Origin of the sequence: Sphingobium phenoxybenzoativorans, from assembly GCF_018286635.1 — a bacterium.
Lineage (GTDB): Bacteria > Pseudomonadota > Alphaproteobacteria > Sphingomonadales > Sphingomonadaceae > Sphingobium > Sphingobium phenoxybenzoativorans.
The window spans coordinates 1,605,895-1,618,821 of record NZ_CP073910.1 but is presented as its reverse complement, the minus strand read 5'-3'; the positions used below and the strand labels follow the sequence as shown (position 1 = coordinate 1,618,821).

Here is a 12,927-nt window from a genome sequence, read left to right as displayed (position 1 = left end):
TTGGACGCATAGCTCAGTTGGTAGAGCAGCTGACTCTTAATCAGCGGGTCCTAGGTTCGAGCCCTAGTGCGTCCACCATAATTTCCTAGCAAATACAGTAACTTACACTGCTCAGCGGTTCGGTCTTACACCGTGCTGCGGCGGTCGTGTAAGAGCTATGTAAGAGTGCGGGGTGAATCGCCCCGCTCATAACAGCGCCCCACACCGCTAGGTGCAGGGCGCTGGCAGCGTCAGGCAGGAGAAGAACCCGTCCCCGCTGCTGGACCCGATGTTATGGCTCGGGGGTCGGTGTCCTTAACCCCGGCGCGGTGAGCAAGATGGCACTCCCGCGCTAACTGAACCTGTCCTCGTCGCCTCTGCATCCCTGTGCGCCATCGCACAGGCGCAGGCGCAGAATGTCCTCCGAGAAAAATGGGCGACGGCACTTCATGCACCGCTGCCAGCCAATCTTCCTGACCACGCGGGGCGGGTTGGCGTCGGCGTCCATTACCGCTTCGCGGCGCACGCATCCGTCATATGCCCAGCGCTTGGGGACAATCATGCCCTGCCAGTCCACGCCCTTCTTGGCGGGGAAGCTGAACGTGTCGTGCGGGGCATAGACCTTGGAGGGCGGCGACGATGGCTGCTGATGGTCCCGGTCGCGCCATGCTACCATCCACGCGGGTTCACCGTCAGCCTGCATATGCCTGCCCCCATGTCCCGTCCGTCTCCCAGCGCCGCAGGCACGCCACAAGGTCAACCATGTCGTCGGCAGCCAACGCCCCGCTCTCCACCCCCGGCAGAACCGCCTGCTCAACCCAAGCGTCAAACGAGCCAAACCAGACTGCGATTAGCGACGGCTTGGGCTTCCCTGCATCCTCCAACCGCGCCAACCGCTTCTGCAATGCTCGGACGCCCGCCATTGTGGTTATCGCAGTCCCAGCCGCTCGCGCATGTCAAACGGCACGTCCGGCGCACTGGCACGGACCGGCAGCGGCACAGGCGCAGGTGCAGGTGCGACGGGTTCAGGCTGGTCAATGACCACAGGGGCTGGCACCGGCACCGAGCCGCAACCCATGCCCGCCAGAATGGCACGGATGCGCGGTGCAGCTTCAAAGGCATGGGCGACCCAGTAGTAGGCGATTGCCTGTTCCTCCAACATCGCAGCGAAGTGACGGGGTGCCAGTGCAGCGCGAATCTCCGCCCACTGGTCGCGCTCCATGCGGCGGCGCTCCGCCAGCGATATGTCAGCTTTCATATGTCACCTTGAGTTGGCGCAGGACGTGGAACATGTCGGCGCGGATTTCCGGGTCGTCGCTGTCACGCATGACTTCAGCGGCGGTCGTTACGATCATGCGGCGCAGTTCCCCGCGCTCCTGATGGTCCATGCCAGCGATTGCTTCGCGGTAGGGGTCCCATCGCTTGGTGCGGAAAATGTCGTTGTGGTTGAGCGGCACGACATAGACCGGGCGCGCCATCTGGTCCGCGATAGCCACAGCCCAATCCAAGCATTCCTGATAATGCTTGATTGGCAGATGCCGCAGCTTCCGCGCGCATACCGTTCCGGGCGTGTCGCCTTCACCGAACAGGATCACCTCGACCATTACGTCATCCGGTTCCGGTGCCTCGGTGATGACAGTGTTCCGTTGTGTGGTTATCGTCGTCATGGCCGTCCCCCTACGATGGGATTTTCGGTGTTGCCGTTCGCTCTCGGCCTTTTTGCAAACGACGCCCATTTTGCTGTTTGCGCGTTCACCCTTGCTTCTCCTCAAGGGCGGAGATTCTCGCCTCCAACTCTTCGCTGGCGCGCACGTCCGCGAGCGACTTGATGCTGTCGATGATGAGCCGCCCCACATCGGGCGCGACAGCACCCGCTGCGATGGCATCCAGCACTTGAGCGACCTGCTCACTAATCGGTGCAGTGCTGTCGAACTCGAAGTTGACCTTCTCGGCCTGCGCCTTGACCGAAGGCAGCACCTTGGACAGCACAATGGACGCGGCGTTCGTGTCGCCCTCAAGGGCGCGACCGACCAGCATCGCCACAATATTCCTCATTTCGTCCAAGGCGGCCTGCGTGGCGAGTAGCCGCTTGTCGGGCAGACCAGCGGGTCGCCCCTTCGGGTTGGGCGATGGGCATCCCGGCTTCCATGTGGGGTTGCCCGCACTACGCACCGGCTTTTCCGCAGGGGGCGCAGGCTTCCAGTCACTGCCCCAAGGGGGCTGAATTGCGGTTGTCATCGAACTATCCCGATTTGATTGGATCAAGCGATGAAGGACTTCTCAGCCTTCGCCTTGGCAGCACGAAGCTGCTGGACCTTGGTAGCGGGAGCGCCGACGCCTTTTTCCATTTCCTTGAAAAGTAGCGGTGCGCGTTCCCCGAGCAGTTCAAGTCCAGCCTTCGCCGCTCGCAGTTGCTTGGCGGCACGGGGGTTCGTCTTTTCGTGATACAGGCGGAGCAACATGGTCTGCATTTCCGGGGTGATCCCGCACAGGTAGGCAGGCCCGCCGATGCAGGCTCCGACCGTCCGTTCGTCGCCCGCCTCAATCGCCTTCTGGATGAACCCCATGCGCTGCCCTTCGGGCAGGCTGTGGACATACGAGCGAATCTCGCCCGACATGGCTCCGACGCCGCGCCCCTCAAGGGGTTGGGACAGATCGCGCTCCAGCCCCTCGACCACGCGGGTCAGGTTCGCCGTGGCGCTGTCGAACCGCTTGGCAAGCTGCGTGGTCAGCTTGTCGGCAAGGTCTTGCGTGGCAATGACCTGTTGCGCCTCGTTCCAAGTCGGGTTCGTCTTGGCAGCTTCGCGCGCATCGTGGACGCGCCCGACACCAATATAGGCTTCGGTGAAAGCCGACTGGACACCGGCAAGAATGCTGGCACTATCGTCGTCGTATCCATCAAGCGCTTGCACGGTATCAGGATGAAAAGATGGGGTTACACGGGTGTCGATGTTATCGGACATTTGGGATTTCACTTTCGGATGAAAGATACACTGCCCTTACACGGTAGCTATTCGTGTTGTAGTTCCGCAATATGTTCGCAGCAAAAACAAATAGTTCCATAGTTAATTAGTTCTTGGAACGCCTTACTGCACATTTTAGGCTCGGCGATTTGGGCGCGATGACCACGCTGGCGCGGTGCGCTGTAAGGCACGCTGGGGCGCGGCAGGGGTGCAGCGCCACCCTAGCGAGGGTAAGCACGGTTTCGCGCCCCTAGCCCCCCGGCGCAACCGGCTGTGCTATGCGCCCTGTTTCAACCGCAGCGGGTAATACTGGCCTGCCCGACGCCGCTTCTTACCAAACAGCGATCCCATCATCTTGCCCCAAGCGGTCTCGGTCGCCAATTCCTCTTTCGCCAGCCGCTTGGCAGGGCGGTTCGCGCCATACTTACGGGCATGGCGGAGGTAGCTGTCGTAAAGCAGCGCCGCACGGGTCCACTCACGCGGCTCCCCAGCAGTCTCGGTGCAGCGGCGAACCCAATCATCGAAAGCGTCGGTGCGCAGCACGGCGCTGTATTCCTCAACCTTCTTGCGGGCAGCTTTCAGCTTCTTGAGGTTGGTTGTGCTCGGCTTGGCTGGAGAGGGCGGCAAAGGCTCGTCCCACTCCTCGTCACCCTCAATCCAAGGGGGTGGCGCATCCCATGCAGCGGTGATTATAGCTCGGGCGTTATCGCCTAGACCTTCCAGCGGATCGACCTTCTTCTTTCTCAGTGCTAGCGATCCGGGTTTGGGCTTAGGACGCGGCGGGATGGGAAACTCAATATCGCTCATAGACCGATGTATGGTGTGTATAGTTTAACGAGACGTTTCAGCGGTTCCGAACCATACATACTATACATCATTGCGCTGCCGTTCCGGCTTGCCTTGTGTGCGTCTAGTTGGCAGCATGAGGCATGGCAGGTGAACCGACATTTCTAGGGATCGTGGCTGGCGACTGGTTGCAAGCTGGCGCGACCATATTTGCAGTCGTAGGAACGATCCTCGGGACGCTGCACATTGAGCGCAAGAACCGTGAGGCAGCCAACCAAGAGGATGTCAATCGTGTCACAGAGGTTGTGACCGCCATGCAGGTTGCAGCGGCAGCCATCCGCGCGGGCCTGCCCGAAGATGCAACCAATTATGACCACTACGCCAAATCGCTCTCCATGCAGACAGCTCTCAAGACAGCACTCGATATGTATCACTTCGTTCGTGCTGACACGAAGGTCAAAGACCTCAAGTTATGGCGTGCATTGAAGTCGCTGGACGAAGTGTTGACCACACATGGTAAGACCGTCGAGAATGAACTGCGCATCTTCAACACAGACGGGAACCATACCGCCGTGTTCGACATCAACCGCCAAAAGGTAATGGCCGCTTCGGTGCCAATCGACACCGCAGCGCAGGACGTGCTGGCAGCGACCCCTGATTGACCACACTGGCGCACGCGGGCGCGCATGTAACGAAACCCCGCAAGGTGGGGTAAGTGGGGGCGGTGGGGAAAGTGGGGGTGGAGTGAGTAAAACCAAGCACTTAGCCACCACCCTCCCCAGTTTCCCCAGTTTGCAACCACACCCCCCACTTTCCCCACCTAACTCACTCTTTAGCCGGGACAGCTTGCTTCGGTCGGCACATCCACACGCCGTTGACGTTCTCCTTCTGCATGTGGTCACCGCTATGCTTGTCCCACCAGCTTGCCGAGACGACCTTCTCTTGCAAGGCGACCTGTTTCACCGTGCTGACCGGCAGCCACTCGTGGTTAGGGTAGATCAGGTAGAAGCCCTGAAACCACATGGCGAATTGCGGTTCATACTGGCTCTTCGGTCCGCGTGATTTGCCCACGGTGCTGTTCGGGGTCAGCCCCGCGTCCAGTTCGTCCCACGCCGGGCGCGTGGCGTAGATCGGCTTGCCGTTTCTGTGGTCAACGCCAACCTCGACACGCTCGGTATGGAATTTCCACGCGCCACCGGGATGCTCAGGGAGGTTCATCTTCACCTGCATGAACACCTTGGCGTGCGGATCTGGCTCCTCTTCTTCCGTGCGGGGCTGCTCCATCACGGCGCACAGGCTACGGCAGGTCTGAACAAACGCGCTGGAGCCGAGGACGCGGTGAAGCATGGAACGGTTTGTGTCCTTCGCAAAGTGCGTCACGCAGATAATGGCAATGTTGTAAGTCTGCGCGAGGATCAGCCAAGGTTCCAAGACCGTGCGAAGCTGCCCAGCGTCATTGAGGTCGACCTTCCGCAGCTTCTGCCCCGGCAGGTAGCTGGTCACCGGGTCAATGATGAGCATGGCGAACGGGTTGCCCATATCGCGTGCCTCCGCCAAGCCTTTGCTCACCGCCTCCAAATCGTCCTGCATGGAGAAGGTGTTGCGTTTGCCCTCCTGCATGACGCCCTGAATCTCAACCACGTTCGCAAGGTTGGCACCGCACGCGGTGAGCCTTGGCACCGTCATTTCTTCAATGCTGTCCTCGCTGCCAAGCCACAGCACCCGTTCAGGCTTCCGCCATGCGTTCGGGCAGTCGTATTCACCCGGCCAAGGCGCACCTGTGGTCACTCGCGACGTTAGGTCACCAATGATGGTGGACTTGCCCGCGCCCGTCTCGCCAGCCATCAGCGTGATGTATCCCTTCGGAATCCACCCCGTCCAAACCCATTCAATGGCGTGCATCTGCACCCCGCCGAGCGACCGAAAGACAAGTTCGCGGGGAGCATCGGATGCGTCCGCTGGAATCCCGCGCCGCATTCGCTCCCGCTTTGTCTTTGCCTCTTCGGCGCGCGCATTTTGCTCCGCCAGTTTCACGCGGCTCTGTTCCCACTCAACCTTCTCCTTCCAGTTCAGATGGAAACCAAGTTCAGGGTCGCGCGGCGGAAGTGTCTCATCAACCTTGGTCCAATCAATATGCCCATTGGCATCGACAGGCGGCTTCCAGACCTTGGACAGATCAACCATGACGCGCCTCCCCGCCGGTGGGGGTAGTAAGGGATTTCTGCCCTTCGCCGTCTGCATCCCAACAATTTTTAGCGCTGCACGAAAATTGCCAATAATGTTCGGGGCATGATGTTTGCGACCTATCGCCGCTTTCGGTTACATTGGTGCTGTTCACTTTGATACTCCGGGCGGTGGGGGTGGCACCCTGCCGCCTATTCATGAATGGGGTCATGCGTTGCCGGGGTGGCTGACGGTCGCGGCGCTGGTGCTGGTGAAGGTGCGCGCTGCCTTCCACGCCTCGATCTCGGCGGGGTCGTATGCGACACCGGCCTGCTTGGACTCGCCCAGCTTAATGAAGCGCGGCCCCTTGCCCTTGCACCGCCAGATTTTCAGGGTGACGGGCGAAATGCCCAGCGCGGAGGCAGCGGCGTTGCTGTTCAGAAGTGTGGTCACTCATCGGCTCCATCCGCTGTAACCAAGCGTCAGGGTGAACGCTCCACCATGGAGCCGATAGGATTACTGGATGCCCCAAGTATCTAGGCAGTGCAGTAGCAACAGTATATATAAGTATGCTGGGAAAGTGTTTGATAATCTGCGTAGGTCCGGCAAGTTTTTACTTGCGGCATCTGGCTACACATTGATGTAGGGTGTGTATGGTTTGAAGGTCCGCCCGAAGGGTGCAAAACTATACACACCATACATCACACCCGCGCCGCTTATCGGCAAAGATCGGGCCGACAGATTTTTGTTTCGTAAACCGATCAGGGGGCGATTTGGTGGGGACTGGCTGCGACCGATTTTGCCCGATTGTGCGATTTTGGCTGGCTGGGCCGACCTTCGCTACGGGGCCGCGTGGGGCGCGATCGCCGCGCTGCCGCCCCTAACCCTGCGGCGCGCTACCGTCGCCCCTGTGCGCTCGGCTGTGCGCTCCCCGCCGTGCATCACGCTCGCTTGGGCAGCGCGACCACGTTGCCAGCGGCGGCAATCAACCCCTGCTGCTCAATCCAATCACCGATTTGCTGGACCTCCTTGTGAAGCCATTGCAGGTTCGTCAGGTCGAAATAATTGTTCGATGTGGTGTCGTTCTTGGGCGGTTTGTGGCCGGTGAGCAGATCAGTCTCGAACTTGCCAACTCGGCATTCGCGTATGCAGATGTTGGTGAACGTGCGGCGGAGGTCGTGGAGCGACAGGTGCTGACCGGCTATCTCGCCCACGGTTTCCATCGTGGCACGCGCGTCCATAATCCGCCCGGTCTTGCCCCATGACGGGAACACAAACGGACTTTCCGTGCCGTCCTCCAGCGTGCGGCGCGGGCGGGACTTGAGCAGCGCAACGGCCTGACTGCTGAGCGGGAGCCAGATGGGCTTGCCACGCTTGCGGTTTATCAGATGCCAGCGGCTCTCGGACGGGTTGTGGTCATCAATAACCACGCGGTCCCATGTCAGCGCCGCAGCTTCGTCACGACGCGCGCCGGTCAGCAGAAGGAAGATCGTGAGGTCGATACCAGCAAGCGCATCCCGGCTACGCGGGTCCGCGCGATCTTCTTGTAGCTTGTTCCACACCGCGCCCACCTTCGCCTTGTCGATATAGCGCTCGGTGCGGTCGCCTGTCTCCGCCCAATGATTTTTGAGCGCGGTCACAGGGTTACGCTCAATGACTGGCTCCCCGTCAGCGCGGACGTATTCGTCCATTGCATACCGAAACAGGATGCGGAGCGTGACGAACGCGGCGTTGGCGCTGGCGGGCGCTGCCTTCTTCCCTTCGAGACCCTTTTCAGCAATCTCCCGGTGGCGGTCCTGCACCATATCGCGCGTGATGCTGGCGATGGGCTTGTCCTTCCAAGACGCGAACACCTTCTCGACGTGACGGCGATACTCCGCTGCCGTGCTGGCTTTCAGCTTACCCGGTCGGGCCACATACGATTCCAAAACTTCCTGAAGCGACACTGCCAGAAGTTCGTCCTCTGCCCGCTTCGCAATTTCCGCCTTTTTCACCTCGATGGGGTCGATGCCCATTTTCATCGTGCGAATGTATTCCTCCGCGACCGTTCGCGCCTGATCGACGGTGAACACACCATACTCGCCAATGGTTATGCGCCGCTCTTTGCTCTGCCCCGCGATCATGCGCTGGACAATGAAGCTGGCTGCACCGGAGGCGGTGACGCGCAAACCGAACCCCTTAGTCTCGGTGTCCACATAGATGACCGTGCCGGTGCCAGGTTTCCGCACCCGGTCGATATTCGTTTTGGTGAGCTTCATTTTTGGCATAGCGTGCCTCGTGTAAGAACAGTGTAAGAGCGCTGCATATACTTACGCTAACTTGCACATACCGTCCACGGGCTAATTTCCGTTTAATATCAAGATACTTACATACCTGCGCATACCTCTGCAAACTTGCGCAAACCTCGTAGCAGTCAAACTCTTAATCAGCGGGTCCTAGGTTCGAGCCCTAGTGCGTCCACCAAATTTCCAAATACTTACAGATAGTTAGACTATCTCCGGGATTGGGAATTCCATCCTCTTGAGTGGCTAGGTAGCTCTCTAGGTAGCGCGCTCCTGGAAACAGATTTTCTGAGCGAAAGTGCAAGAGAGCCGTAACGCTGGTTGTTTTCCGGCCCAGATCAAGCTCGCTTTCCAAGGCTGGCACGAATCGGCATTCTCAAAGTCGTCAGGCCTGCGGCTTATATTTGAGTTCCGCGATCCCATCCCTGCGGTACGAGGTGACCAAATGACCAATTCGGGTGCGATGATCGTGATCTGCCCGTCGTGCTCGACTGCAAATCGGGTGCCGAAGGATAAGCTTCTCGCGGGAGGCAAGTGCGGCCGATGCGGATCGCTGCTATTCCTAAAGCAGCCCTTGGTTCTCACCGCAGCCAACTTTGGTGCACACGCTACCAAAAGCGACATTCCGCTGCTCGTTGATTTCTGGGCAACCTGGTGCGGTCCTTGCCAGCAGATGGCTCCCGCCTTCACTGCGGCCGCCGGCCAACTCGAACCCAGAGTGCGTCTAGGAATGCTGGACACGGAAGCCGATCAGGCCGTTGCTGCCCGCTATGGAATCCGCTCGATCCCGACCCTGATCCTATTTTCAAAGGGGCGTGAGGTTGCCCGCCAATCTGGCGCGATGTCAGCTACTGCCATTGTCACCTGGGTGCGGCAGGCCCTTCCTGCATAGAATATGGTGCTAAATGCGGCGTCCGTATGCGAGAAGCTGGCGCTGCCAGCGGCACCGTCTCTGGCATGGGACCGAGACATTATTCAGATGCGCCTTGACGCAAAAGTTCGATAACCCGCGAGAGCTTGTCACGAACTACCTGCGCAGCCTTCGTCAATTCTGGATTATCGATTGCCTGCATTGAGACCACCGGATCAATCGCGGCAACTTCGACCTCGCCGGAGCCGTACTGTTGGACAATGACATTACAGGGCAGCATCAGCCCGACCTTGTCTTCCACCTGCAACGCCTCATGGGCCAGGCCTGGATTGCACGCCCCAAGAATTGTGTAAGGCCGGAAATCGACGTCGATCTTCGACTTGAGTGTCTGCTGGATATCGATCCGGCTGATGACACCAAACCCTTCGGTTTTAAGGGCAGCTTCGGTGCGCGCAATGGCATCATCGAACGGACCCTGAAGCTTGGCGGCCATATAGTACGTCATCTTTGATCCTCTCAAATTCAGCAGTTCGGCCAAATCAGCCTATCACGCCGACTCGCCAGCTGTTTGCGGCAATCAAACCACCGCACGCGCAGTGACTGATTGGCGTTCCATCGAGTGTGCGCTTCACAGCTTCAAGGTGCCAACAAGAACTGCTGTCAAACTGCACCCGAATGCAGTCGTCTGCGTTGTTCATCGTCAGCACCTTGATGCCGTGCGTCATCCCCCGCTGGCCGGTTGAGGCTCCATTGGTCCCACGTCCGTGAGATTTTCTTCGTCCTTTTTCCGATGAACCAGAGCATAGAGCGCTGGAAGAACGAGCAATGTGAGTATCGTCGAGGAAATGATCCCGCCGATCACGACAGTCGCGAGCGGCCGCTGCACTTCGGAACCGGCACCGACGTTCAGCGCCATCGGTACGAAGCCGAGCGATGCCACGAGAGCCGTCATCATCACCGGGCGCAGGCGTGTCAGCGCGCCCTCGCGCACCGCCTCTAGTGCTCCCAGGCCGCGTTCGCGCAGGTCGCGTATGAAGGACAGCATGACGACACCGTTGAGCACCGCAACACCCGACAAGGCGATGAACCCGATCCCGGCGGAGATCGACATCGGGATCCCGCGCAATGCCAGGGCCGCCACCCCGCCAGTCAATGCGAGCGGCACGCCCGAGAAGACGATAGCCGCATCCTTCGTCGATCCGAACAGCGTGAACAGCAGCCCGAAGATCAACAGCAGCACAAGCGGCACGACCACCTGCAGCCGGGTCTTGGCCGACTGGAGCTGTTCGAACGTGCCGCCGTATTCAACGTAGTAGCCGGTCGGCAGTTCGACTTCGGCGCCGACCTTCTCCCGCAGTTCGGTGATGAAGGATCCCAGATCCCGGCCGCGCACGTTGGCGGTGATCACGGCGCGGCGCTTGCCGTTCTCACGGCTGATCTGATTGGGTCCGGCCGAGAGTGAGATGTCAGCCAGTTGTGACAGCGGTACTGTCCCGCCGGCTGCAAGCCGAACGGGCAGATTGCCGAGTGCCGGTAAGTCCGTCCGCAGCGCTTCGGGCAGGCGCACGACGACGGCAAAGCGCCGGTCGCCCTCGAACACCTCGCCCGCCTTGCGGCCGCCAGTTGCCGTGGCCACGGCATCCTGAACCTCGGCCATGCTGATGCCATAGCGTGCGAGCATGTCACGGCGCGGTGTGACCGAGAGCATCGGCAGGCCCGTGACCTGCTCGAGCTTCACATCCTCAGCCCCGGGGATAGACGCCGCCACGTCGTTGATGGCATCGCCGCTCTTTAGCAGCTGCTCGAGGTCGTCGCCGAACAGCTTGATCGCCACATCGGCGCGCACGCCCGCGATCAACTCGTTCATGCGCATCTGCACCGGCTGGGTGAACTCGTAGTTGTTCCCGGGAATCTCCGACACCGCCTTGTTCAGTTCGGCCACAAGCTGGTCACGCGGCTTGCGCGGGTCGGGCCATTCGCTCCTGTCCTTGAGCATGATGAAATTGTCCGCGACCGATGGTGGCATGGGGTCGGTCGCGACATCGGCCGTACCGATCTTCGCAAAGACGCGCTCCACCTCCGGGAACTGCCGGATACGTTTCTCCAGTGACTCCTGCATCTGCACTGCCTGGCCAAGACTGGTGCCCGGAATACGCAGCGCGTGCATCGCGATGTCGCCTTCATCGAGGTTGGGGATGAACTCCGACCCTAACCGTGTTGCTCCCGCAGCGCTGAGGGTGACAAGCAGGACGGCAAAGGCAACAGCGAGCTTCGGCCGAGCCAAGGCCTTGTCGAGGAGCGGCGCGTACCGCTCGCTCATCCAGCGCATGACGCGGTTTTCCTTTTCCTCCACCTTGCCGGTGACGAAGAGGGCAACGGCAGCGGGCACAAGCGTCAGCGAGAGGATCAGCGCCGCCGTCAAGGCCAGCACGACGGTGGTCGCCATGGGATGGAAGGTTTTGCCCTCAATGCCTTCAAGCGCGAAAATCGGCAGATACACCGCGGTAATGATGACGATGCCGAAGATCGAGGGGCGGATGACTTCGGCGCTCGCCTTGGCCACGAGGCCAAACCGCTCGTCGCGATCGAGCAAGCGGCCCATTCGATGCTGGGCTTCGCCCAATCGTCGCAGGCAGTTCTCGACGATGATGACCGCTCCGTCGACGATCAGGCCGAAATCGAGCGCACCCAGGCTCATCAGGTTCGCAGAGGTTCGGGTCGCCAGCATGCCGGTCAGCGTCATGAGCATGGCGATCGGGATCACCGCAGCCGTGATCAGAGCCGCCCGGAAATTGCCGAGCAGCAGGAACAGGACCACAATCACGAGCAATGCCCCCTCGGCGAGGTTCTTCTCGACAGTGGCGATCGTGCGGTCGACCAGTTCGGTACGGTCATAGAGCGGGTGCGCCACCACGCCTGCGGGTAGCGAAGCTGTCGCCTGCTTGAGCTTCTCCGCAGCAGCCTGGGCAACAATCCGGGGGTTTTCGCCAGTCCGCATGAAGATGGTTCCGAGCACGATCTCCTTCGCATTTTCGGTTGCGGCACCTGTGCGCAGTTCGGACCCGATCACAACTTCGGCCACGTCACCGACGCGGATCGGCACGCCGCCGCGCGTCGCAACGAGGATCTGCGAGAGGTCTGCTTCATTGGCCGCCTGCCCGGGAACGCGGATCAGGATCTGCTCGCCGCCGCGCTCGACATAGCCCGCGCCGCGATTGGCGTTGTTGCGTTCCAGTGCCTCGACAAGATCGTTCAGCGACAGATTGAGCGCGGCCAACTGCGCCGGGTTGGGCGTGACATGGTATTGCCGTTCGTAGCCGCCGATGGTGTTCACCTCGGCCACGCCGGGAATGGTGCGCATCTGCGGCCGCACCACCCAATCGGACAGGGTCCTGAGATCGGTTGCCGTCCAGGGACTGCCATCGGGTTTGGTTGCGCCGGGCTTTGGTTCGATCGCGAACATGAAGATTTCGCCGAGCCCGGTGGCGATCGGCCCCATTTCCGGCTCGATCCCGGCCGGCAGTTGCGACCTGACCGCTTGCAGGCGCTCGTTGACCTGCTGGCGGGCGAAATAGGTGTCGGTGCCGTCCTCGAACACCACCGTGACCTGGCTCAGGCCATAGCGCGAGATCGAGCGCGTGTAGGAAAGACCCGGAACGCCGGCGATCGCCGTCTCGATGGGAAATGTGATGCGCTGCTCGGATTCGAGCGGGGAATAGCCTTCGGCCTCCGTGTTGATCTGGACCTGTACGTTAGTGATGTCGGGTACGGCGTCGATGGGCAGCTTGGTCGCGCTCCACACGCCGATGGCAGATAAAAGGGCGACAACCGCGAGGACGAACCAGCGCTGGCGAATGGAAAAGCCGATGATGCGGGCAAGCAT

At 60.5% G+C, this 12,927-nt stretch carries 14 protein-coding genes and 1 tRNA gene; 3 read left to right on the top strand and 12 right to left on the bottom strand.

Annotated features, from left to right (window positions below):
* Nucleotides 1-2: 2 nt before the first annotated feature.
* Nucleotides 3-78 (top strand) — tRNA-Lys (locus KFK14_RS07840).
* 253 nt (nucleotides 79-331) lie between these two features.
* Here the strand turns inward: KFK14_RS07840 and KFK14_RS07835 are convergent.
* The 7 genes from KFK14_RS07835 to KFK14_RS07805 all read right to left on the bottom strand — a co-directional run bounded on the left by KFK14_RS07835 (nucleotide 332) and on the right by KFK14_RS07805 (nucleotide 3,749).
* The gene (locus KFK14_RS07835; protein ID WP_212610476.1) at nucleotides 332-682 is read right to left on the bottom strand and encodes a hypothetical protein; all 351 of its coding nucleotides are present in this window, start codon (nucleotides 680-682) and stop codon (nucleotides 332-334) included.
* Complete coding sequence (locus tag KFK14_RS07830; protein ID WP_212610475.1) at nucleotides 672-902, bottom strand: hypothetical protein; 231 nt, start codon at nucleotides 900-902, stop codon at nucleotides 672-674. Before KFK14_RS07830 ends, KFK14_RS07835 begins: the two co-directional genes overlap by 11 nt.
* A gap of 5 nt (nucleotides 903-907) precedes the next feature.
* Nucleotides 908-1,237 (bottom strand): hypothetical protein, encoded by a 330-nt coding sequence (locus KFK14_RS07825; protein WP_212610474.1) that lies wholly within the window; start codon nucleotides 1,235-1,237, stop codon nucleotides 908-910.
* Nucleotides 1,227-1,646, bottom strand: a complete 420-nt coding sequence (locus KFK14_RS07820; protein ID WP_212610473.1) for a hypothetical protein — start codon at nucleotides 1,644-1,646, stop codon at nucleotides 1,227-1,229. Before KFK14_RS07820 ends, KFK14_RS07825 begins: the two co-directional genes overlap by 11 nt.
* A gap of 85 nt (nucleotides 1,647-1,731) precedes the next feature.
* Nucleotides 1,732-2,217, bottom strand: coding sequence for a DUF5681 domain-containing protein (locus KFK14_RS24015; RefSeq protein WP_246524960.1), 486 nt, complete (start codon nucleotides 2,215-2,217; stop codon nucleotides 1,732-1,734).
* A gap of 23 nt (nucleotides 2,218-2,240) precedes the next feature.
* Nucleotides 2,241-2,942: a hypothetical protein gene (locus KFK14_RS07810; protein ID WP_212610472.1), complete on the bottom strand. Its 702-nt coding sequence runs from the start codon at nucleotides 2,940-2,942 to the stop codon at nucleotides 2,241-2,243.
* 276 nt (nucleotides 2,943-3,218) lie between these two features.
* Nucleotides 3,219-3,749, bottom strand: a complete 531-nt coding sequence (locus KFK14_RS07805; RefSeq protein WP_212610471.1) for a hypothetical protein — start codon at nucleotides 3,747-3,749, stop codon at nucleotides 3,219-3,221.
* Nucleotides 3,750-3,871: 122 nt separating this feature from the next.
* Between KFK14_RS07805 and KFK14_RS07800 the strand changes: the two genes are divergently transcribed.
* Nucleotides 3,872-4,390 (top strand): hypothetical protein, encoded by a 519-nt coding sequence (locus tag KFK14_RS07800; protein ID WP_212610470.1) that lies wholly within the window; start codon nucleotides 3,872-3,874, stop codon nucleotides 4,388-4,390.
* A gap of 163 nt (nucleotides 4,391-4,553) precedes the next feature.
* On the opposite strand, the gene KFK14_RS07795 is transcribed toward KFK14_RS07800, so the two are convergent.
* The 3 genes from KFK14_RS07795 to KFK14_RS07785 all read right to left on the bottom strand — a co-directional run bounded on the left by KFK14_RS07795 (nucleotide 4,554) and on the right by KFK14_RS07785 (nucleotide 8,158).
* On the bottom strand, nucleotides 4,554-5,912 hold the full coding sequence (locus KFK14_RS07795; RefSeq protein WP_212610469.1) for an AAA family ATPase: 1,359 nt from the start codon (nucleotides 5,910-5,912) through the stop codon (nucleotides 4,554-4,556).
* A gap of 207 nt (nucleotides 5,913-6,119) precedes the next feature.
* The gene (locus tag KFK14_RS07790) at nucleotides 6,120-6,344 is read right to left on the bottom strand and encodes a helix-turn-helix transcriptional regulator (RefSeq protein WP_043151338.1); all 225 of its coding nucleotides are present in this window, start codon (nucleotides 6,342-6,344) and stop codon (nucleotides 6,120-6,122) included.
* Between the two features lie 488 nt (nucleotides 6,345-6,832).
* Nucleotides 6,833-8,158, bottom strand: a complete 1,326-nt coding sequence (locus tag KFK14_RS07785; protein ID WP_212610468.1) for a tyrosine-type recombinase/integrase — start codon at nucleotides 8,156-8,158, stop codon at nucleotides 6,833-6,835.
* 460 nt (nucleotides 8,159-8,618) lie between these two features.
* On the opposite strand from KFK14_RS07785, the gene trxC reads away from it, so the two are divergent.
* A complete protein-coding gene (gene trxC / locus KFK14_RS07780) occupies nucleotides 8,619-9,065 on the top strand; it encodes a thioredoxin TrxC (protein WP_066557096.1) in 447 nt (148 codons plus the stop codon).
* A gap of 79 nt (nucleotides 9,066-9,144) precedes the next feature.
* Here trxC and KFK14_RS07775 read toward each other — a convergent pair whose 3' ends face one another.
* On the bottom strand, nucleotides 9,145-9,549 hold the full coding sequence (locus KFK14_RS07775; protein ID WP_212610467.1) for a DUF302 domain-containing protein: 405 nt from the start codon (nucleotides 9,547-9,549) through the stop codon (nucleotides 9,145-9,147).
* A 216-nt stretch (nucleotides 9,550-9,765) separates the two neighbouring features.
* On the bottom strand, nucleotides 9,766-12,927 hold the full coding sequence (locus KFK14_RS07770; RefSeq protein WP_066556667.1) for an efflux RND transporter permease subunit: 3,162 nt from the start codon (nucleotides 12,925-12,927) through the stop codon (nucleotides 9,766-9,768).

Coding starts and splice junctions, on each gene's coding strand:
- KFK14_RS07835 (WP_212610476.1), bottom strand. CDS start 682: ATGCAGGCTGACGGTGAACCCGCGTGGATGGTAGCATGGCGCGACCGG.
- KFK14_RS07820 (WP_212610473.1), bottom strand. CDS start 1,646: ATGACGACGATAACCACACAACGGAACACTGTCATCACCGAGGCACCG.
- KFK14_RS07805 (WP_212610471.1), bottom strand. CDS start 3,749: ATGAGCGATATTGAGTTTCCCATCCCGCCGCGTCCTAAGCCCAAACCC.
- KFK14_RS07785 (WP_212610468.1), bottom strand. CDS start 8,158: ATGCCAAAAATGAAGCTCACCAAAACGAATATCGACCGGGTGCGGAAA.
- KFK14_RS07795 (WP_212610469.1), bottom strand. CDS start 5,912: ATGGTTGATCTGTCCAAGGTCTGGAAGCCGCCTGTCGATGCCAATGGG.
- KFK14_RS07800 (WP_212610470.1), top strand. CDS start 3,872: ATGGCAGGTGAACCGACATTTCTAGGGATCGTGGCTGGCGACTGGTTG.
- KFK14_RS07810 (WP_212610472.1), bottom strand. CDS start 2,942: ATGTCCGATAACATCGACACCCGTGTAACCCCATCTTTTCATCCTGAT.
- KFK14_RS07825 (WP_212610474.1), bottom strand. CDS start 1,237: ATGAAAGCTGACATATCGCTGGCGGAGCGCCGCCGCATGGAGCGCGAC.
- KFK14_RS07770 (WP_066556667.1), bottom strand. CDS start 12,927: ATGCTTGCCCGCATCATCGGCTTTTCCATTCGCCAGCGCTGGTTCGTC.
- KFK14_RS24015 (WP_246524960.1), bottom strand. CDS start 2,217: ATGACAACCGCAATTCAGCCCCCTTGGGGCAGTGACTGGAAGCCTGCG.
- trxC (WP_066557096.1), top strand. CDS start 8,619: ATGACCAATTCGGGTGCGATGATCGTGATCTGCCCGTCGTGCTCGACT.
- KFK14_RS07830 (WP_212610475.1), bottom strand. CDS start 902: ATGGCGGGCGTCCGAGCATTGCAGAAGCGGTTGGCGCGGTTGGAGGAT.
- KFK14_RS07775 (WP_212610467.1), bottom strand. CDS start 9,549: ATGACGTACTATATGGCCGCCAAGCTTCAGGGTCCGTTCGATGATGCC.